The following is a 19,899-nucleotide window of genomic DNA, read 5'->3' as shown; positions in this document are numbered from 1 at the left end:
GAACAGTCGGTCATTTCGCGCCTTCCTGTGAGGCAAAAAGCGCCTCTTCGTCAGGAGCTCCAATGCCCTTTTGTTCTGAGCAAGTCACCTCCGCTTTTACGTGATATCCAGCTCCAGCGGCTAGAACAGTCGGTTGTTTCACTCCTTCATTCGAGGCAAAAAGCGCCTCGTAATCAGGAGTTCCAACACCCTCCTGTTCTGAACGAGCCGCTTCCGCTTTAAAATCTATTATTGATTCAAGAACGCACGTAGCATCCAAGCGTGTTTTTCTAGTTCTGTGTAGATGCCTAGTAGTAGGTCAGATGTCATTTCGTCGTCAGAGTTTTGAGCGATTTCCATGCCTTTTTTCAGTTCGACTAACATCATTTCGTAGTCTTTCATGATTGCTTCAACCATTCCTTCTGCAGTTTCTCCGTAAGCTGCTTCTTGAATAGTAGAGATTTCTAGGTATTCTTTCATTGTCGCTACTGGTTTACCACCAATTGCTAAAATACGTTCTGCAATTTCGTCGATGTGAGTAGCTGATTCTGTGTATAGTTCTTCGAATTTCTCATGTAATGTGAAGAATTGAGGTCCTTTTACGTACCAATGGAAGTTGTGTAGTTTTGTGAATAAAACGCTCCAGTCTGCTACTTGTTTGTTTAATACTTCAATTACTTGTTTGTTCATTATGATCAATCTCCTTTTGAGTTATTATTTTATATCAATTACTAATTTATAATTATTATAATCTAGTAATTCGTATAAATCAACCCTTTTGCTGGAATTAATTTGAACAAATTATGAACTGTTATAAATGAAAATCCCTATTACTGTTGAGTAATAGGGATTTTGTTTGATATATAGCTTCTGCTTTTAATTATTATACAGCCTTTTGCTTCTCTTCTACATCCTGTCCATCCCAGCACTCTGTATTCTGTAAGCCAGGGATAGAACTTGCAACGAAAACAGGATCTTTTCCTTGTTTCTTTTGCTTCATATAGTCTACTAATGCTGCGTAGGCGAATTTGCTAAGGAATGAGATGGCAATTAAGTTTGTGAATACCATTAGTCCCATGAATAAATCAGCTAAGCTCCAAACTGTTTTAAGGGCAGCGATTGATCCGAAGAATACCATTCCGACAACTGCAACGCGATAAATCATTAACCATGTTTTGCTTTCTTTAATGAATGCGATATTTGTTTCACCATAATAGTAGTTTCCTAGTAAAGAACTGAATGCGAATAGGAAAATAATAATCGCTAAGAAAGTGCTTGCCCACGGTCCTATTTGTGAACTTAATGCTTGTTGTGTTAATTCAATACCTTCTAAATTCGATCCTTTGTAAAGTCCAGAACATAATACGATAAACGCTGTTGATGTACATACTAAGAATGTGTCTACGAACACTCCTAATGCTTGAACAAGTCCTTGTTTTACAGGGTGAGATACATCTGATGTTGCTGCTGCGTTAGGGGAGCTACCCATACCTGCTTCTGTCGCGAATAAACCGCGCTGAATTCCGAATTTGATTGCTGCTCCAATACCACCAGCGATAGCTTGGTCTAAACCAAATGCACTGTTAAATATTTCTGTAAAAATGCTTGGTAACATATTGAAGTTGTTAATTACGACAAAAATAGCCACACCGATATAAATGATTGCCATTGGAGGAACAATCATTTCTGTAATACGTGAAATGCTCTTGATACCACCAAAAATAATAACTGCAACTAATAAAGCTAATAGAGCTCCTACGAGAGTTCGCTCTAGTCCAAAAGCATTTTCAAACGCTATTGTTACTGTATTTGCTTGTACAGAATTGAAAATTAATCCGTACGCAACTGTAATAAGAAGTGAAAACCAAACACCCATCCAGCGTTTGTTTAATCCTTTTTCCATGTAATATGCTGGCCCACCACGGAACCTGCTGCCATCTTTTACTTTATAAATTTGCGCGAGCGTACATTCTACGAAACTAGTAGCTGCTCCGATAATTGCGATAAACCACATCCAAAATATTGCACCAGGTCCACCCATTGAAATGGCTAATGCTACACCAGCTAAGTTTCCAATACCGATACGTGCTGCTGCACTTAAGCAAAATGCTTGGAATGGAGAGATGCTATCTTTCTTTTTTTCTTTTCGATTAAACCCTTTACTAATTAAACTGACCATCTCACCAAAATGAGTAATTTGGACAAATTTTAATTTGAAAGAGAAATAAAGACCGAAGCCGATTAGCATTGCAATAAGAATATATGACCATAAAATATTATTCGTTACCTCAAGGAATCTGCTAAAGATATCAACCATATAATACACTTCCTTTTTTCCGTAATAAGAAAATTATATGCAAAAAATATATGAGAATCAATTTTTCTAAAAAATTATGTTACATAAACGTATTTTGTGTTATGATTATGTTACATCGTAATATTTTTAGAATTATTTACATTTTAAAAAACTAAATGTAAAGCGAGAAAGAGGGGATAATTTGAAAGAAGAAACTTTATTGAAAGTAACCCTTAAGAGTTTGAAAATGAGAAGTAATATATTTTTTATCATTACATCTGTAAGTATCTTTTTAGGAGCCACTTATTATTACAATAAAAGATTTCCAACTCACATGTATCCTGAATGGTTAGAATTTCTAAAGTTGATTGGATGAATAAAAGACAGAAAAACAGAAAATTAAAATAAAGAAGTTATGGAGGAGCTAAATATGAATATTAGAGAAAGTGAACTTCCGGGTATTGGTTATAAGTTTCAAATCGTTACGAAAGGTAACGAAAAGATGGTGATTGTCATTCATGATGACGGGCGTAGAGAAATGTATCATTTTGATTCAGACCATGAAGAAAGTATCTCAAGTATTTCATTACGTGACTCAGAGGCAAGACAAATTGCAGCAATATTAGGCGGAATGGTATATAAGCCTAGAGCATTAGAAAATGTTGAGATGGTCTTTGAAGGTTTAGCGATTGAGTGGTTCAAAGTGGAGAATGCAGCTCCAGCAATCGGAAAAACAATCGGTGATCTGGAAATAAGAAAAACATATAGCGTAACAATCATTGCAGTTATGAAAAAGAATATGAAAAAGCTATTTAATCCGGGGCCAGAAACAGCAATTGAAGAAGGAGATATGCTTGTCGTTTCTGGTGAGAGAGAAGAGATTAAAAAAATTATTAATGAGTTACTTTCGAATAGGGGGACTGACTAGATGGATACTTTAATTTTTGAAGTTGGTACAGCGTTAGTATTAGTTGCAATTGCGGCAGTAATTGCTGGAAAGTTTAAATTCTCAGTAATTCCGTTTCTAATTGTTCTTGGGATGTTAGTGGGACCACATGCGCCGACAATAGGTGTTATCGATTTCAAGTTTATTGAAAGTGCAAGTGTCATTTCCTTCCTTGGACGGATCGGGGTTCTGTTCCTTCTGTTCTATCTAGGACTAGAATTTTCGATGAAAAAACTAATTAAATCTGGACGTTCTATTGCGATTGGCGGAACAATTTATATTTTAATTAACTTTTCACTCGGGTTATTATACGGATTTATAATGGGATTCCCTTTACTAGAAATCTTAATTATTGCGGGTATTATTACGATTTCTTCTAGTGCTATCGTTGCTAAAGTGTTAGTGGATTTAAGAAGAACTGGTAATAATGAAACCGAATTAATTTTAGGGATTATTATGTTCGAAGATATATTCCTTGCTGTATATTTATCAGTTGTATCTGGTTTAGTTTTAGGAGATCATGCTTCCTTCCTAGGTGCTCTTACTTCAATTGGAATTGCTTTAGGATACATGCTTCTATTCTTTATTGTAGCTAGAAAGGCGACGCCGTTATTAAATAAATTGCTCAATATTAGTTCAGATGAAATTTTCATTATTGTAGTATTTGCTTCGTTATTCTTTATTGCAGGTTTCTCGGAAACAATTCACGTTGCCGAAGCAATTGGAGCACTTCTTTTAGGTTTAGTTTTCTCTGAGACAGAGCATAGTGACAGAATTGAACATCTTGTTGTTCCATTTAGAGACTTCTTCGGAGCTATTTTCTTCTTCAGTTTTGGATTAAGTATTGATCCGTTCTCATTGGGCGGAGCGATATGGTTAACGTTAGGTGCTGTCCTTCTTACAATCATCGGAAACTTTGTTGCAGGGATGATTGCAGGACGACAAGCTGGATTATCTCATAAAGCGTCAACAAATATTGGATTAACAATCGTTTCAAGAGGAGAGTTCTCTATTATTATGGCTAATATCGGCATAGCCGGTGGTTTAATGTCAGTACTAAAGCCATTCTCAGCACTATACGTGCTGATACTATCCATCTTAGGTCCACTTCTGACGAAAGAGTCAAAGAATGTATATAAATTTTTAAATAAAATCTTTAAGTGGGATACGAAGGCTAACTAAATTAAAAAAATAAAAGTACAAGATATTTTCTGCTTGTACTTTTATTTTTTGCAATGAAAACAGTAAAGAGAGGTACATGATGTTAGGAGAGTTGATTCATTCCGTTTTAGTGTTTCTAGAAGGACTTGGTTATTGGGGAATTATGCTTGGATTAATGCTAGAGGTTATTCCGAGTGAAATCGTATTATCTTATGCAGGTTATTTAGTATCAACAGGAAGCATTACATTTTGGGGCGCTGTCGCGTTCGGTACAATTGGTGGTGTAATCGCACAACTATTTATTTATTGGATCGGTCGATACGGAGGAAGGCCTGTTCTTGAGCGATATGGAAAATATATTTTAATTCAGAAGAAACATATTGATTATGCTGAAGCGTGGTTTAATCGTTATGGAACTGGTGTTATTTTTACAGCGCGTTTTATTCCTGTTGTGCGTCATGCTATTTCGATACCAGCGGGTATTGCGAAAATGTCACATGCTAAGTTTATTACGCTAACTACATTAGCTGTTATTCCGTGGTCAATTGTATTTGTATATTTAGGTTTTAAATTAGGAACAGAGTGGGAAAGCATTAATAAAGTAGCTGGGCCATATGTGAAATACTTTGCACTTGCTGCTATTGTTTGTGCAATTGGTTACTTTATATTAAAAAAAATGATGAAAAAAAAGTGATTACGGAAAAGGAATCTATGTTGGCATAGATTCCTTTTTTATTGGCATTTTTTCAAGGATGAAAGAATATGTTTAATATTTACCATATTGTGGCATACATATAGAAAAAGGGTGCTTGGAAAGGGGAATAAAGAAAAATGGAACTCCAGTTTCAAAATGTATATCAACAGGTGGAGAATTGGTATGTGTTGGATTCGGAGCTTCCTTGGGACGTCAAAAGGCTTAGAGATGATTTGTTTTCATTGATTGAAGTATGTAAAACGCCAGTTATTTTTTGTGATACGTGTGATGCGAATCATGTGCTTCTATCATTAGGGGAAGAAGAAGAGGAATTCTTATTCCCAGTAGGTGGTTTTTATCATAAAGAAAAACAATTAATTTTTGTTTGCATATGGGAAGAGTATGAGCAAGTGCTCAAAACACTACTGCATGAATTTCGCCATGCGATGCAGCATAAGAGAGAAGTATTGTATGTTGGAAGTGAATTGTACGAAGATAGATGGATTGAGAAAGATGCGAGGAATTTCGCAGAGAGGAAGTTAGATGAATATAAAAATAGAAAGTTAATGTAAAGCATAGTGGAGAAATGGCACTGTGCTTTCTTTGGTGGTTACTAAAAGTAAGCGATTGACTTTTATAAAGTTTAGTTCTAAACTAATAATATGAAACGAGCGAGGTGATAGAATGAAAACAGAAGATAGACTCGGATTACTATTATGGTTTCGTTTATCACGTTTTTATAACAAAAGTATTCGTGAGACGAATCAGCATTTGAAAGAATGGAATGTATCTGCCGCTCAGTTTGATGTACTAGCTCAAGTTGGAGGGCATAATCGTCTAACACAGCAAGAGCTTGGAAATAAACTATTTGTTACGAAGGGAAATATCACGCAGCTTTTAAATAAAATGGAGCAGCTAGAGTGGATTCATCGTGAACAAGAAGGTACTACAAAATATATTTCGTTAACAGAAAAGGGAAAAGTTTTATACGAAGAAATCGTCCCGCCTCAAGAAACATTCCAAGCGGAGCAGTTTCAAAATTTAAATGTAGAAGAACAACATCAATTATTACAATTACTAAAAAAATTACAGTGAGAAAATTTTTTGTAATAAATCTTGAATTCGAGATAATATGAGGTGAAGGGTATGTTTAGAAAAGTTGATCATAAAAATATGGGAAGAGCAAATCACGGTTGGCTAAATACACATTTTCATTTTTCATTTGCGAATTATTATAATCCTAATAACATGAATTTCGGAGCATTGCGTGTAATTAATGATGACCTAGTAGCGGCACAAACTGGTTTTGATATGCATCCGCACCGCGATATGGAAATCATTTCGTACGTTGTAGATGGTGCTTTAACACATGGGGATAGCATGGGGAACCGCGGAACAATTGAGCGAGGACATGTTCAATATATGAGTGCTGGCACAGGTGTATTTCATAGCGAGCATAATTTAGGAAATGAAACACTACGTTTATTACAAATTTGGATTTTACCAGATCGTGCGGATCATAAACCAAACTATGGTGAGTTTAAATTTGATTGGAGCAAGCGTGAAAACGAATGGTTCCATATGGTATCTCCAGTAGAAGGAGAGGCACCAATTCAAATTCACCAAGATGCAAATTTATATTCTTTATCGTTAGATGCTGGAAAAGAAATTCATTTTCCTGTGCGAGAAGGCCGTCAATTGTATCTTGTTCAAATTGAAGGAAGTAGTGTAATAAATGGTGAAACGCTTGTTATGCGTGATGCAGCAGAAGCGATAGAAGAAGATATCCATATTGAAGCGAAAGAGCCGTCACACTATTTAGCGATTGAGTTGAAAAGACAATAGAATGTTGATGGAAAAGGGGGACATCGATTAGATGTTCTCTTTTTTTGAGGTAGTGAAATTGTCAGAAAAAACTTTCTCAAATTTTCGGTAAAGGTATCGACTTGAAAAACAAGAATTGTATAAAAGTGTCAAAAATCTTTATGGGAATGGGGAATGTTATAGTGAAAAAGAAAGTCATTTCATCAGCATTAGCGTTAACTGTTATAGCCGGGGGATTTGGAACATTTGGAGCAACGACAACGAAAGCGGAAGAACAAAAAATTCAATATCATCAAGAGTTTAAAACACCTGCATACATAGGTGAAGAATGGAAAGCACCGGAAGGACTAGATAAAAAAGAAACGGTCTTTCAATATTTAGAGAGTAAGAAAGATATGTTTAAATTAGCAGGTAATATTGATAAACATTTCAATGTCGTTGGGGAAGAAAAAGACGCTGAATCTGGCACAACACACGTGAAGTTAGTTGAGAAGCATAATAACATTCCTGTGTATGGTTCAGATCAAACTGTTACACTTGATAAAGAAAATAATGTAAAAGCATTCTTCGGACAAGTTATTCCGAATTTAGATGATAAAAATATTCCTGCGTTTGCAAATATTAGCGCAGAGCAAGCAGAAACGATTGCAAAGGCAGATATTGAGAAAGAAATTGGTAAAGTAAAGAATTATGATGGTGTGAAAAAGGATTTATTTGTGTATGAAAAAGATGGAAACTACTATCTTGCCTATTTAGTTAAGGCATCGACTTCAAAACCAGCTCCAGGCTATTGGCATTATTTTGTTGATGCGACAAATGGAAATGTCATTGAGAAATATAATGCTGTAGACAACATTACAGGATTTGGTTACGGAGTATTAGGTGGTAGACAATCATTTGAAATTGCTCAAGATACGAAAACAGGAGAATTCAACTTATTTGACGGTAAACGAGGACAAGGTGTTCATACATTTGATGCGGAGAATATGGACGAAAACTGGTTTAATTTATTCTCGCAAATTCTTGGATATACTGGAGAAGAAGTGAAGAGTAAATCTAAGTTCTTCGAAGATAAAGCGGCAGTTGATGCGCATGTAAATGCAGGAAAAGTATATGATTACTACAAAAAGACATTTAATCGTAACTCATTCGATGATCAAGGTGCGAAGCTTATTTCTACTGTTCACGTTGGAGAAAGCTGGAATAACGCAGCTTGGAACGGTGTGCAAATGATGTATGGTGATGGCGATGGTAAAACATTCATTCCATTATCTGCTGGACTAGATGTTATCGGTCACGAATTAACGCATGCTGTAACTGAACATACAGCAAATCTTGTTTATAAAAATGAGTCAGGTGCGTTAAATGAATCGTTATCTGATATTATGGGTGTCATGGTTGAGAAGAAGAGCTGGGATTTAGGTGCTGACATTTATACACCTGGAAAACCTGGTGATGCACTTCGTTCTCTGAAAGATCCAGCATCTATTCCGAATCCATTAAAACCAGGTGAAGGTTACCCAGATCATTACAATAAACGCTACACTGGAACAGCTGATAATGGCGGCGTTCATATTAACAGTAGTATTAACAATAAAGCTGCGTATTTAGTATCTGATGGCGGCACGCATTATGGCGTGAAAGTAACTGGAGTAGGCCGTGAAGCGACAGAAAAAATTTATTACCGTGCTCTTACGAAATATTTAACTGCAAACTCTGACTTTAAGATGATGCGTCAAGCGGCACTTCAATCAGCTGAAGATTTATATGGTAAAAACTCTAAAGCTGTACAAGCTGTTACGAAAGCTTATGATGCAGTAGGGGTAAAATAATAAGAGAAAAAGACCTGACTAGGATGTCAGGTCTTTCTTTATCCCGCTTTAATGGGCAGTAAGACCCCACCTCAAAATTCAGCGAAAGCAAAGAAGTTAGGTGGGGGTCGGGCTGCCCATAAAAGTCCGATTGGTGAGGGCTAATAATCAGTGGGGGATGAAGAACCCCCCACTGATTAAAGTTTCACTTTATTTAGTCGCGAATACCTAATGCAATTTTCGCCATACGTGACATGCGTTCTTTAGACCAGGGTGGATTCCAAACGACATTTACTTCTATTTCATTGACTTCAGGTACGTTTGTTGATAATACTTTTTTAACGTCTGATACAATTTGCCCAGCCATTGGACAACCGATAGAAGTCATCGTCATTGTAATGACAGCATTATTATTTTCATCTGCTGTAACGTCATAAACTAATCCAAGATTGATAATATCAACACCTAGTTCAGGGTCAATAACAGCTTCTAAGTTTGCATATAACTTTTCTTCAAATGCTTGTTGTGACATGTGTAGCACCCCCTACATATTAATGATATCGATTCTCATTATAACGGATATATATATAATATGCAGGGAATGAGCTCAAAAAAATATTCCTCTTGAAAGAGGAATATTTTTTTGAGCTATTCAGTTTTGAAATGAGATACGAGTTGATCTAATTCTTCAACTGTTTGTTTCATTTGTTTAGCAGTTTGTGTCATCTCATTCATCGTAATGACTTTTTTCTCAGCAGATTGTGCAGTTGCCGCTGTTTCACTAGATACTTCAGTCGAAATAGAAGCGATGTTATTCAGTGAAGCGTTCATTTCTTCAGCGCTTGCAGCCATTTCCTCAGCAGTTGCTGAGATATCTTGCATTTGAGTAGATACTTTATTTACTTGTTCTACAATTGTTGTGAAAGAATTGCCGGCTTCACGAATGACATGAATGCCTTCAAATGCTTCAGAACGACCTTGTGACATCATCGAACTCGCAGTTTCAGTGTCTTGTTGAATTTGATGTAGTAATTGGTTAATATCTGTTGCCGCTGTTTTAGATTGTTCAGCAAGTTTTCGAACTTCATCAGCTACGACAGCGAACCCTTTACCTTGTTCGCCAGCACGAGCCGCTTCGATAGATGCATTTAAAGCAAGTAAGTTTGTTTGTTCCGCGATATTAGAAATAGATTGTACAGCTGTATCAATATATTTCGTGTGTGTGATTAGACGTTCGACCACTTCTGACGTAGCATTTACCGCATCGTGTATCGTTGTCATTTGTGAAACGGATTTTTGAATAACTGAACTTCCATCGTTAGCCTGTTCAGATGTAGTTACAGCAAGTTCAGTTACAGATGAAGCAGATTCAGCAATACGCTGAACGCTTACTGTCATATCGTCCATTGCAGTTGAGCTTTCTTCCATACTAGAGGCTTGCGATTGAATATTTGCATTTAAGCTAGACATCGAGCTTTGAACTCTTATTGTTGCCTCGCGTGATATATTCGTCTTTTCTAGCATATTTTCAGAAGCGTTTTGTACTTCTACGGATGTTTTTTGAACACGATTGATAATATGTTGTAGGTTTTCTAACATTTTATTAAATGATGTTGCAATCGTACCAATTTCATCATTACTATTTACCTGTAGGCGGGCTGTTAAGTCACCTTCTTGAGATGATAATTCTTTTAGTTTACTATCAATTTGTTGAATTGGTTTTACAAGTTTACCAGAGAACCACCATGCAAGAATGATAGCTACGATAATACAAATAACAAGTGATAAGAAGACAACATATTCAATTTGTAGTGAAGATTGATCAATTTTTTCGATAGATTGATCACGTAACTTAGCTTGTTCATTACTGTAATTTGTGAAGTCCCCAATTACTTTATACACAGTACCGTTTTCCGCATAAGCTACTTGTAAAGCCTCTTCCCACTTTTGTTCTTTTGCAAGAGTGAAAACTTTTTCTTCAATAAATTTTCTCCAAGTCGATCCTGATTCCATTGTGTTTTTCACAGATTGAGAAATGTTAGGATTTGAAAGAAGCTCACCTTTCTTATCTTCAAGAAGTTTACTCATTTCATTAAACTTGTCTAATTCAACTTGATCACGTTGTAATAAATAACCTCTTAAAGCAGAGAGCTGTACTTGATAAGCGTCCCCACGCTCTTTTAATTGTGTTGCCAGAGGGGAAATTTCTTTTTGTAATGTTTCAGCTTTACGGGATTGGTCGATAGCAAAAAATAAAATAAAAGCTAAGGCGATGCCAAATAAAGCGCAAATCGTTCCCATCATGAACATTAGTTTTTTTCGAATGCTAATAAAATTCATATGATAAAAAGCCTCCTTGTGAAATCTTAGTATTAGAATTAATAAATGTAAAAAATTGAAAGAAAGCTTTACTCCGTCGGGAATAAAGCTTTCTTCTTTCCTTTAGGAATTATAGCAGACGGAATGAGAGATAGAAAGAGATATTTTAAGGTGGAAAAAGAGAGACTGTAAATCTCTCTTTTTAATAATTTGAAGCTTATAAAAGTATAAATGAAAGTTTCGCGTTAAATGTTTGTTTTGAAATGAGAAACGAGAACTTCAAGTTCTTGTACGGTCGTTTTCATTTCAGAAGCTTTTTTAGCAACGACACTCATTTTGTTTACTTGGTCACCAGCTGAAGTTGCTGTTTGTGATGTTTCGGCGGCAACTTCATTTGAAATAGAAGCGATGTTATTTAAAGCTGCATTCATTTCTTCTGAACTTGCGGCCATTTCTTCAGCAGTTGCAGACATTTCTTGCATTTGTGAAGAGACGTTGTTAATGTGGTTAACAATTTCCGAGAATGAAGATCCAGCGGTACGAATGACTGTAATTCCTTCAGAAGCTTCTGACTGACCTTGTGTCATCATTTCATTTGCTATTTTTGTGTCAGCTTGAATTTGATGAAGTAAATGGTTAATGTCAGTTGCTGCTAGCTGAGATTGTTCAGCAAGTTTTCGTACTTCATCGGCAACAACAGCGAATCCTTTTCCATGTTCGCCAGCACGTGCTGCTTCAATCGAAGCATTTAAAGCGAGTAAATTCGTTTGTTCTGCGATATTAGAAATGGATTGAAGTGCAGTATCAATATGATTCGTATGTGTAATGAGTCGTTCTACTACTTGTGATGTAGCGTTAACAGCTTCGTTAATGGTATGCATTTGTGTAATAGATTTTTCAATGACTTTATTCCCACTATCTGCTTTTTCAGCAGCTGTAACAGCTAGACTGGTAACAGAAGAGGCAGATTCAGCAATACGCTGAACACTCGTTGTCATATCATCCATTGCAGTTGAACTCTCTTCGATGCTGGAAACTTGTGAACGAATATTGTGTTCAAGGGCATTCATAGTTTCTTCGGTTTTTGCGGTATTTTCCATAGACATAGTTGTTTCGATAAATACATTTTCAGAAGCTTCTTTGACACTTGTAGATGTTTGTTGCACTTGTTTTATAATACGTTGTAAATTAGCTAGCATTTGATTAAAGGAATTGGCGATATCACCAATTTCATCTTTACTCGTTACGTGCAATCTAGCAGTTAAATCGCCGTCTTGAGAAGCTAATTCTTTTAATTTCTCATCAATTTGTCGTATCGGTTTAACAAGTTTACCAGAGAACCACCATGCTAATAAAATAGACGTTAATGTGCATGTAATGAGTGAGAAGAAAATAATATATTGAATAAGAGATGAAGAAGACTCTACGTCAGCAATTAATGCGTCCCGTTTATCATTTTCTTCATTTGTATATTTAGTAAAGCGACTTAAAAGGTCGTTTACATAATTGGTTTGAGCTAAAGCAATTTTGGATGCTTCGTCCCATTTTCCTTCGCGAGCGAGAGGGAGGACTTCATTATCTATAACGCTTCGCCATTTTCCTCCCATTAAAATCGCTTCTTTCATTCCTTCTGGGAGTTTTTTATCACTTGTTACTTTTTCTCTAGTATCAGCTAGTTTTTTTCCTTCTCGGTTGAATTTATCCAGTCCTTTTTGATCATGTGATAGTAAATATTCTTGTAAACCAGCAACTTGTGCTTGGAACCAATCGCCACGCTCTTTTAAAATCGTTGCTCTTTTTGACACATCATTTTTTAATGTTTCGACTTCATTGGCTTGATGCATAGCGAATGAAAGAATAACAATAAGAGCGATACTAAATAAAGAAGAAATGCTTAAGAGTGTGAACAGTAGTTTTTTTCGAATACTAACATATTTCATCTTTACCCCTACCTTTTAAAAACTATTTATTGTGATTTATAAATATTAAGAACGACATTAATAAAAACATTATTATGAAGTTATTAATCTGTTCAATGAAAATTATAGCAGATAATGGAAGAAGACAGATTCATATGAGTAAATGTTCTTAAAATGTATACATTTGTATATCAAAAAATTCATAAATAAAAATGAGAAATACTATTGTAATTTGAAATTACATCATGTATACTTCTAATTAGTTGATAACGATTATCACTATCAACTATAAACATTACTCTTCGTTATGTTGGTCATACCCCTTTTTGACGACGTAAGTCAGAGACGAAATGTTGAAATATCTTGTGTCCTATTCTACAGAATTATGGTAATCTCCAACCTCAACTTATATGCGTGAGCATGCAAAAAGGATCCTATCCGTGAAGGGATCCTTTTTTGCATGCTGTCGCAATTAATGTATATAAACCGGGTATTTGTTCTTCAATTCCTTCCCGTGCAGTAGAAGGGAAGACCCACCTTTGATGAGACCCGTGTTCTTCAACTAGTTTTTCAATTTTTAAATGTTCTTCTGCAAGTGTTGTAATAATTTCTCCTAGCGTCCAGCGACGGATGAGCGTTTTAGGTAACAATTCTTTCTGCGCTTCTGTAAGAAGGATGCTATAAGCAACATTATCTTCAATTAATTCTTCATCGAAGTAATTTCCATTGGCCCGAAATGATGGGTGGTCTACTCCTAATAATTTCGTGTAAACAGGATGATAGTCACGAAGGATAAGCATGCCATCTCCTTTAAGTAAGGTAGCAATTTTTTGAAAGAGCGGTTTTAAATCTAAAAAGTAATGGAGTACACCAAGTTCCAGCAATACGATATCAAATGATTCGGAGAGCTGCACATGTAATACATCAGAAACGACATACTGGATAGAGACACCTGCTGCTTCAGCAAGTTCATTTGCATATTTTGCATTACTTGCTGAAATATCAACAACTGTTACGTCAGCTCCTAAAAGAGCGAGAGCAACGGCTTTATTTCCTTTTGACCCGAGTAAATTAATAATACGTTTTCCTTTTGGAGATTGTATGTAAGGTAAATAGTGATCTACCTCGCGCACGGGATCTGCCATAAGCTTTTTTGCGTAATCGGCTGGCGCCCCGTGGCGATTCGTCCAAGCTTCATAAGCAGCTGCATTCCAACTTTTTTCATTACGTATGCTTAGTTGGTTTTGATTCAATCGTATCACTCCTTTTGTGAACCTATAGTTATTCTATGGGGAGATGGGATTTCCTTTTCTTTTTGAATAAAAGTTTGATTTTTCTGTGAGTAAGTCGTAAAATACATGTTATATATAAAAGCGTTGAAAAGGAAAAGTAGAATGAAATCATTCTGTCCAGAGAGCTTCGGTAGCTGAGAAGAAGCAAGAATATTCATTTGAACAATGGCCTTTGAGCTTCGTCCTGAACTTATCCAATGATAATAGTAGGCGGCGACGAGAGTTGGTACTCGTTATCAAAACCACAGTATAAGAGCATATAGCTCCGTACTTGTTAAGGCTAATTATGTGAGTAATTGGCGAAATAAGGTGGTACCGCGACTGTTTATACAGCCCCGCCCTTATCTTTTTTAAGATAAGGGCGGGGCTTTTTTATATTTAAAAGGAGGAATGTAAGATGAGTATTTTTATTGGAGGCGCTTGGCCGTATGCAAATGGCTCGTTACATCTTGGGCATATTGCAAGTTTGTTACCTGGGGATATATTAGCACGTTATTACCGGGCAAAGGGTGAGAATGTGTTGTATGTTTCGGGAAGTGATTGTAATGGAACGCCAATTGCAATTAGGGCAAAACAAGAAGGTGTGACGGCGAAGGAAATTGCTGATAAGTATCATGAAGAATTTGAGCGATGTTTTCGTAGCCTCGGTTTTACTTATGATTGCTATACACGTACAGATAGTGAGCACCATCATGAAACTGTTCAAAATGTCTTTTTACGTTTATTAGAAGAAGGCTATATTTATAAAAAAACAGTGGAACAAGCGTATTGTGAAACGTGTACACAGTTTTTACCTGATCGTTATGTAGAAGGTGTTTGTCCACATTGCCATGAAGCAGCAAGAGGAGATCAATGCGATGCATGTTCAGCTATTTTAGATCCACTCGATTTGTTAGAAAAGACATGCAAGTTATGTGGTAGTACACCATCCGTGCAGGAAACAGAGCATTTCTATTTCGCATTGCATACATTTCAGGAACAAATCAAAACGGCTGTAGAAACCGCAAAACAAACAGGAACATGGCGTGACAACGCGATTCAATTAACAGAGAGATATGTTAAGGAAGGGTTACTAGATAGGGCTGTGTCACGTGATTTACCAATCGGGGTATCAATTCCGGTAGAAGGGTATGAAGACAAGAAAATTTACGTATGGATTGAAGCAGTGACAGGCTATTATTCAGCGAGTAAACATTGGGCTGAAGAAACAGGGAAAGATGATCAACAGTTTTGGGATAAAGAAGCGAAAACATATTATGTGCACGGAAAGGATAATATTCCGTTTCATTCCATCATTTGGCCAGCGGTATTGCTTGGAATAGGAGAAGGAGCAATTCCTCGTCATATCGTTTCGAATGAATATTTAACAGTTGAAAAAAGAAAGTTATCTACAAGTAAAAACTGGGCAGTATGGGTGCCTGACATATTAGAACGCTACAATCCAGATTCTATTCGTTACTTTTTAACAGTAAACGCACCAGAAAATCGTGATACTGATTTTTCGTGGCGTGAATTCATTTACAGTCATAATAGTGAATTGCTAGGTGCATACGGGAACTTTGTGAACCGGACATTAAAGTTTATTGAAAAGTATTATGGTGGTATTGTGCCGAAGGGAAGTATTGATGGAGAATTGAAAGATAAAGTGGAAGGATTATATAAAAATGTTGGAGAGGCGATTGAGCAAACTACATTTAAGGTGGCGCTAGAAACAATATTTGAGGCAGTACGTTTTGCAAATAAATACTTTGATGAGAGGCAGCCGTGGAAACAACGAGAAGATGATCCAGTTGCATGCGAAGAAACGATTTATAATTGTGTGTATCTTATCGCTAATTTTGCAAATCTCCTTGAACCATTTTTACCATTTTCAAGTGAAAGAGTTAGAAATACATTATCGATTGTGAAACGAAATTGGGGGCCTCAAAACACGTTGCCGAATAGAATTGATAGTGTGCAGCCGCTATTTGAACGAATTGATGTAAAACAAATTGAGCATGAGGTAGAAAAGTTATATGGAGCGGTAAAGTGAGATAGAGAAAAAGACCTTTCAAATACATGAAAGGTCTTTTTGTTATGCAGTAGGATTCTCTTTCTTATCCTTTAAGAAGAAAAGTACAGCAAGGATTACGAGAATAATAGCTGCAATATCATATGTTATTTTGAAAGTAGTATTAAAGTTTAAGTACTCTACTAAAGGGGTTTTGACTGCCCCAGCATATATGTAAATGGGAATGAGGAGCAAATCGTAAAATTTCTTTTCTTTCATATATCTTATTAAGAAGAAGATACACATAATGGCAAAAAAGGCTACACTTAAAATAGTCATTTATACCTCCAAATAGATTTGAAATTATACCACATTGTAACTGTATTTACATTTATATACAAATTATTATTTTCATGCACTATGCACGCTTCTATGTTTCTTTGCTTTCCTGGCTGTAAGCAGCTGAGGAGTAAAAATTCCAAGTAGTATAAAGAGTATCCCAATCCACTGCATGAAGGTTACGACTTCATGTACAAGTGTAATAGAAGCGATAATGGCTGTTGGTAATTCAGCTGCTCCTAGTATTGTACTAAGTCCTGTTCCTACTTTCGGTACACCAATTGAAAAACAAATGACAGGTACGACAACGCCGAACAATCCGAGGAAGAAAGCGTATTTCCAAAGACCTGCTTGCAGGGCACCGTCTGTTAAAAAGGTTGGCGGGAAGAATAGGCATACGATAAGAGTAGCGCTTGTTGTCATAAGAAAACTTTTCGTATAAGGCGGTACTTCTGTAGCAACACGCCCGCTTGCAAACACATAGAATGAAAAAGAGACAGCGGCTAATAAACCAAAGATAATACCTTTCGTGGAAAAGCTTTGTCCGAGTCCTTCAAAGACACCGCCTGCAAACAATGTACCAGTAAATAAAATAATGATAGATATAACTTTCTCAAGGCTTGGAAATGTTCGATTTGCAATTGCTTCAATGACTACACCAATCCATGTGAACTGAAAGAGTAAGACGACAGCGATAGATGCTGGTAGTTCTTCTACAGAGATAGCGTAGAAAATACCAGTCATACTCATTGTTGTGCCAACTGTTAGTAAGGAAAAGAATTGCTTTTTTGTTACTTTATGACGTGAAGCGAAAAGAACGAGCAAAAGAAGCCCAATCCATCCGAAGACATATTGTCCTCCTAATAGTTGATGTGCTGAAAATCCATCAATAAATCCGAGTTTAAAAATAGTTGAAAGTACGCCGTAGCTACAAGCTCCGAATAAAACGAGTAATGAATACTTAAATTTTTCCATGAAAATCCTCCTTTTACATAATAAAAAACGCCCGCTATCCAAATTAGGATAACGGGCGAACGAAACAGAGTAAGATACTCTACAAAATTCCGCCACTCATACGAAGTATGAATTTGGGGTATGAAATTGTAGTAGGTTGTTACATTGCTTTTGGGAATACAATAGAACATTTTACACCTTGAGCTGTGTTTTGTATTCCATAAGGAAACTGATGTTTATCTAATATTTGCTTTACAATATATAGCCCAAGGCCGCTACCTTGTACTAATCCATGTTTGCCAGGGTTTGCGCGATAGAATGGCTCAAATAAATGGGCAAGTTTATCCTCATCGATTTGTGAACCTGTATTTAATACTTCTAATGCGTACCCGTTTGGCTTTTCATAAAGTTTTATATAGACATGCTGATGATCAATTGTGTAATGAATTGCATTTGAAATAATGTTAAAAATAGCAGTTTGAATAAATTTAGGATCAGCTAAAATTTGTACATCTTGTTTAATGTTAGATTGAACATTTAATTGCTTTACAGATACAAAGTAATCTACTTTTTTCATAACATCCTCAATAATAGAAGTTAATGAAATAACTTCTAAATTCGGTTTAAATTGAGGGTTTTGTATTTTGGATAATTCTGACATCTTTTCCGTTAATATGTTGATATCTTGCATCATCTCATAGGAGCGTTTTAAATATTTATCTCTATCTTTATAAGCACCAATTCCGTGAATCATGCCATCGAGTTGTCCCATAACTGCCGCGATGGGGGTTTTTAATTCATGGGATACCATAGACATAAATTCTTTCCGAGATTGTTCTAACTGTTGTTCCTTTTTGAGCTCACTTTTTAAATCTTGATTGCTCGCATGTAAATTCTTCACAATATTTGGGACCTGTGAAGCAGCTACTTGTAAATTAAAATCTGTTTGATCTGTATTTGTGTTAAGTGCTTTTTTATCTGAGAAATCAATATTCATAATATCTTTTAAAGCATCGCTCATATATTGAAAAGGTTTGGCAATTAGTTTTGTATAAATTAAGGATCCAAGTAAAGATAATGCAAGCATTGTCGCGCCAATATGTGGAGCTAATTGCTGCAGTGCATCTGCTAATTTTGGATGATCTTGAGCATCAGTTGTTTTACTTGCTGCATTTTGTTTATGTAAGGCATCATTAGTAGCGACTTGCTTTTCCGTTTCTATAGGTGGAACAGAAGTACTATTTTTTTCCGTAATATTTTGAGTATGTTCTTTTGCTTTTGCAGTTTGGCTAGGCTGCAAAAGGTGATTTATGGCTGTAGAGAGTGTTTTATAATCTATAATAGAAGATTGAAAATTAGGAATTATACCCTCTGAAACAGCCTTACTTTGATTCGTTTTACTTTGGTCGTTTTGTTTGTCTGAATCCGCTTGTTCTGTCGTCAGCGCTCCATTTTCTTTCGCAAAACGTTCTTTATCGTAATTTGAAGCTAGGAAGTAAATAATTTGATAAAGACAAAGTGATAAAAGAATACAAAATAATAAGGTTTTGATGAAAATATTTTTGGTGATGTTGTCGGTGCTACGATTCGATTTTGTAGCCAATGCCTTTCACCGTTTTAATATAAGGAATCCCTAATTTTTTTCTTAAGTTTTTAATATGTGTATCTATAACTCTTACATCACCATAATGTTCATAGCCCCATACCTTATTCAGCAAATCACTTCTTGATAATACTTTTCCCCGATTTTGCAGTAAAGTATAAATAATTTCAAATTCCTTTGTTGTCAATTCAATTTGATTACCATGAACATAAGCGGCATATGCTGTAGAATTTAACATTAATTCATGGAATTGTAGTATAGTTGCAGTTTCTGCTTCCTTCGTTGCTGCTCTTCTTAATACAGCTTCTACACGTTTAATAAATACGGTGTAATGGAACGGTTTTGTAATATAGTCATCAATACCTAATTCAAATCCTTTAATTTCACTTTCTTCATTATGTAAGCCTGTCAACATAATGATTGGTACATCAGATTGTCCTCGCATAATTTTACAAATACTATAGCCATCTATATCTGGTAACATCACATCAAGGAGGACAAGATCGTATGAATTTTTTTGGAAAAGAAGTATACCTTCTGTTCCAGCGCCAACGACATCAACGGTAAAGTTTTGTGCCAATAGAAATTCACGAATCAGTTCTTGTATATCTGGGTTGTCTTCAATCACCAGTATATGCGTCATAGTAACACCTCCTAAATAACGCTTTTCACTGCAATATTCGAATTCATCATTTTTGAATGACTCAGATTGTTTATACATATAATAAGCCCCCGCTATAAAATAATCATGAAAGTAGCAAGGGGAGTTGTT

At 35.9% G+C, this 19,899-nt stretch carries 19 protein-coding genes and 1 other annotated feature; of the genes, 8 read left to right on the top strand and 11 right to left on the bottom strand.

Going from position 1 to position 19,899, the window contains the following annotated elements; all coding sequences use genetic code 11:
- Positions 1–10: 10 nt before the first annotated feature.
- The 3 genes from PDL00_RS27395 to PDL00_RS27385 form a co-directional block, all read right to left on the bottom strand.
- Positions 11–259 (bottom strand): hypothetical protein, encoded by a 249-nt coding sequence (locus PDL00_RS27395; protein ID WP_242256513.1) that lies wholly within the window; start codon positions 257–259, stop codon positions 11–13.
- The gene (locus PDL00_RS27390) at positions 229–669 is read right to left on the bottom strand and encodes a Dps family protein (protein ID WP_001041892.1); all 441 of its coding nucleotides are present in this window, start codon (positions 667–669) and stop codon (positions 229–231) included. Before PDL00_RS27390 ends, PDL00_RS27395 begins: the two co-directional genes overlap by 31 nt.
- Before the next feature lie 193 nt (positions 670–862).
- A complete protein-coding gene (locus tag PDL00_RS27385) occupies positions 863–2,296 on the bottom strand; it encodes an alanine/glycine:cation symporter family protein (protein WP_270732512.1) in 1,434 nt (477 codons plus the stop codon).
- Between the two features lie 409 nt (positions 2,297–2,705).
- Here PDL00_RS27385 and PDL00_RS27380 point away from each other — a divergent pair, with 409 nt between their 5' ends.
- The 7 genes from PDL00_RS27380 (at position 2,706) to nprB (ending at position 8,732) form a co-directional block, all read left to right on the top strand.
- Entirely contained in the window at positions 2,706–3,203 is a 498-nt protein-coding gene (locus PDL00_RS27380; RefSeq protein ID WP_048528229.1) for a cation:proton antiporter regulatory subunit, read from the top strand.
- The gene (locus tag PDL00_RS27375; RefSeq protein WP_000380217.1) at positions 3,204–4,403 is read left to right on the top strand and encodes a cation:proton antiporter; all 1,200 of its coding nucleotides are present in this window, start codon (positions 3,204–3,206) and stop codon (positions 4,401–4,403) included. It abuts the gene before it with no gap.
- A gap of 79 nt (positions 4,404–4,482) precedes the next feature.
- Positions 4,483–5,076, top strand: coding sequence for a DedA family protein (locus PDL00_RS27370; protein WP_002068116.1), 594 nt, complete (start codon positions 4,483–4,485; stop codon positions 5,074–5,076).
- A 137-nt stretch (positions 5,077–5,213) separates the two neighbouring features.
- Positions 5,214–5,648, top strand: coding sequence for a DUF3920 family protein (locus PDL00_RS27365; RefSeq protein WP_242256509.1), 435 nt, complete (start codon positions 5,214–5,216; stop codon positions 5,646–5,648).
- A gap of 112 nt (positions 5,649–5,760) precedes the next feature.
- Positions 5,761–6,171: a MarR family winged helix-turn-helix transcriptional regulator gene (locus PDL00_RS27360; RefSeq protein ID WP_000845461.1), complete on the top strand. Its 411-nt coding sequence runs from the start codon at positions 5,761–5,763 to the stop codon at positions 6,169–6,171.
- A gap of 51 nt (positions 6,172–6,222) precedes the next feature.
- On the top strand, positions 6,223–6,921 hold the full coding sequence (locus PDL00_RS27355) for a pirin family protein (RefSeq protein WP_270732507.1): 699 nt from the start codon (positions 6,223–6,225) through the stop codon (positions 6,919–6,921).
- A gap of 161 nt (positions 6,922–7,082) precedes the next feature.
- On the top strand, positions 7,083–8,732 hold the full coding sequence (gene nprB, locus PDL00_RS27350; RefSeq protein ID WP_242256503.1) for a neutral protease NprB: 1,650 nt from the start codon (positions 7,083–7,085) through the stop codon (positions 8,730–8,732).
- Positions 8,733–8,925: 193 nt separating this feature from the next.
- On the opposite strand, the gene PDL00_RS27345 is transcribed toward nprB, so the two are convergent.
- The 4 genes from PDL00_RS27345 to PDL00_RS27330 all read right to left on the bottom strand — a co-directional run bounded on the left by PDL00_RS27345 (position 8,926) and on the right by PDL00_RS27330 (position 14,202).
- Positions 8,926–9,243: a metal-sulfur cluster assembly factor gene (locus PDL00_RS27345; RefSeq protein WP_000082521.1), complete on the bottom strand. Its 318-nt coding sequence runs from the start codon at positions 9,241–9,243 to the stop codon at positions 8,926–8,928.
- A gap of 116 nt (positions 9,244–9,359) precedes the next feature.
- On the bottom strand, positions 9,360–11,051 hold the full coding sequence (locus PDL00_RS27340) for a methyl-accepting chemotaxis protein (protein ID WP_270732505.1): 1,692 nt from the start codon (positions 11,049–11,051) through the stop codon (positions 9,360–9,362).
- Between the two features lie 224 nt (positions 11,052–11,275).
- Positions 11,276–12,970, bottom strand: a complete 1,695-nt coding sequence (locus PDL00_RS27335) for a methyl-accepting chemotaxis protein (RefSeq protein ID WP_270732503.1) — start codon at positions 12,968–12,970, stop codon at positions 11,276–11,278.
- A gap of 413 nt (positions 12,971–13,383) precedes the next feature.
- Positions 13,384–14,202: a class I SAM-dependent methyltransferase gene (locus PDL00_RS27330; RefSeq protein ID WP_242256496.1), complete on the bottom strand. Its 819-nt coding sequence runs from the start codon at positions 14,200–14,202 to the stop codon at positions 13,384–13,386.
- Between the two features lie 114 nt (positions 14,203–14,316).
- Positions 14,317–14,587 (top strand) — a binding site (T-box leader).
- A 51-nt stretch (positions 14,588–14,638) separates the two neighbouring features.
- Here PDL00_RS27330 and metG point away from each other — a divergent pair.
- Positions 14,639–16,273 carry a methionine--tRNA ligase gene (gene metG, locus PDL00_RS27325; RefSeq protein ID WP_270732501.1) on the top strand — a complete coding sequence of 545 codons (1,635 nt, stop codon included), beginning with the start codon at positions 14,639–14,641 and terminating at the stop codon, positions 16,271–16,273.
- 42 nt (positions 16,274–16,315) lie between these two features.
- Here metG and PDL00_RS27320 read toward each other — a convergent pair whose 3' ends face one another.
- The 4 genes from PDL00_RS27320 to PDL00_RS27305 form a co-directional block, all read right to left on the bottom strand.
- The gene (locus tag PDL00_RS27320; RefSeq protein WP_270732499.1) at positions 16,316–16,570 is read right to left on the bottom strand and encodes a hypothetical protein; all 255 of its coding nucleotides are present in this window, start codon (positions 16,568–16,570) and stop codon (positions 16,316–16,318) included.
- A gap of 72 nt (positions 16,571–16,642) precedes the next feature.
- Positions 16,643–17,545: an EamA family transporter gene (locus PDL00_RS27315; protein WP_270732497.1), complete on the bottom strand. Its 903-nt coding sequence runs from the start codon at positions 17,543–17,545 to the stop codon at positions 16,643–16,645.
- A gap of 139 nt (positions 17,546–17,684) precedes the next feature.
- Positions 17,685–19,127, bottom strand: coding sequence for a sensor histidine kinase (locus PDL00_RS27310; protein WP_242256492.1), 1,443 nt, complete (start codon positions 19,125–19,127; stop codon positions 17,685–17,687).
- Positions 19,105–19,770: a response regulator transcription factor gene (locus PDL00_RS27305; RefSeq protein ID WP_242256517.1), complete on the bottom strand. Its 666-nt coding sequence runs from the start codon at positions 19,768–19,770 to the stop codon at positions 19,105–19,107. The genes PDL00_RS27310 and PDL00_RS27305 overlap by 23 nt, the downstream gene beginning before the upstream one ends.
- Positions 19,771–19,899 lie beyond the last annotated feature (129 nt).

Origin of the sequence: Bacillus cereus group sp. TH152-1LC, assembly GCF_027710505.1 — a bacterium.
Classification (GTDB): domain Bacteria; phylum Bacillota; class Bacilli; order Bacillales; family Bacillaceae_G; genus Bacillus_A; species Bacillus_A mobilis.
The sequence above is the reverse complement of the archived record's forward strand: the minus strand, read 5'-3'. Positions and strand labels throughout refer to the sequence as shown.

What these genes read in the sequence shown, in the direction of transcription:
- PDL00_RS27375 (WP_000380217.1), top strand. Translation starts at nt 3,204, where the DNA reads ATGGATACTTTAATTTTTGAAGTTGGTACAGCGTTAGTATTAGTTGCA.
- PDL00_RS27340 (WP_270732505.1), bottom strand. Translation starts at nt 11,051, where the DNA reads ATGAATTTTATTAGCATTCGAAAAAAACTAATGTTCATGATGGGAACG.
- PDL00_RS27315 (WP_270732497.1), bottom strand. Translation starts at nt 17,545, where the DNA reads ATGGAAAAATTTAAGTATTCATTACTCGTTTTATTCGGAGCTTGTAGC.
- PDL00_RS27360 (WP_000845461.1), top strand. Translation starts at nt 5,761, where the DNA reads ATGAAAACAGAAGATAGACTCGGATTACTATTATGGTTTCGTTTATCA.
- PDL00_RS27345 (WP_000082521.1), bottom strand. Translation starts at nt 9,243, where the DNA reads ATGTCACAACAAGCATTTGAAGAAAAGTTATATGCAAACTTAGAAGCT.
- PDL00_RS27320 (WP_270732499.1), bottom strand. Translation starts at nt 16,570, where the DNA reads ATGACTATTTTAAGTGTAGCCTTTTTTGCCATTATGTGTATCTTCTTC.
- PDL00_RS27380 (WP_048528229.1), top strand. Translation starts at nt 2,706, where the DNA reads ATGAATATTAGAGAAAGTGAACTTCCGGGTATTGGTTATAAGTTTCAA.
- PDL00_RS27355 (WP_270732507.1), top strand. Translation starts at nt 6,223, where the DNA reads ATGTTTAGAAAAGTTGATCATAAAAATATGGGAAGAGCAAATCACGGT.
- PDL00_RS27385 (WP_270732512.1), bottom strand. Translation starts at nt 2,296, where the DNA reads ATGGTTGATATCTTTAGCAGATTCCTTGAGGTAACGAATAATATTTTA.
- metG (WP_270732501.1), top strand. Translation starts at nt 14,639, where the DNA reads ATGAGTATTTTTATTGGAGGCGCTTGGCCGTATGCAAATGGCTCGTTA.
- PDL00_RS27335 (WP_270732503.1), bottom strand. Translation starts at nt 12,970, where the DNA reads ATGAAATATGTTAGTATTCGAAAAAAACTACTGTTCACACTCTTAAGC.
- PDL00_RS27365 (WP_242256509.1), top strand. Translation starts at nt 5,214, where the DNA reads ATGGAACTCCAGTTTCAAAATGTATATCAACAGGTGGAGAATTGGTAT.
- PDL00_RS27370 (WP_002068116.1), top strand. Translation starts at nt 4,483, where the DNA reads ATGTTAGGAGAGTTGATTCATTCCGTTTTAGTGTTTCTAGAAGGACTT.
- PDL00_RS27305 (WP_242256517.1), bottom strand. Translation starts at nt 19,770, where the DNA reads ATGACGCATATACTGGTGATTGAAGACAACCCAGATATACAAGAACTG.
- PDL00_RS27390 (WP_001041892.1), bottom strand. Translation starts at nt 669, where the DNA reads ATGAACAAACAAGTAATTGAAGTATTAAACAAACAAGTAGCAGACTGG.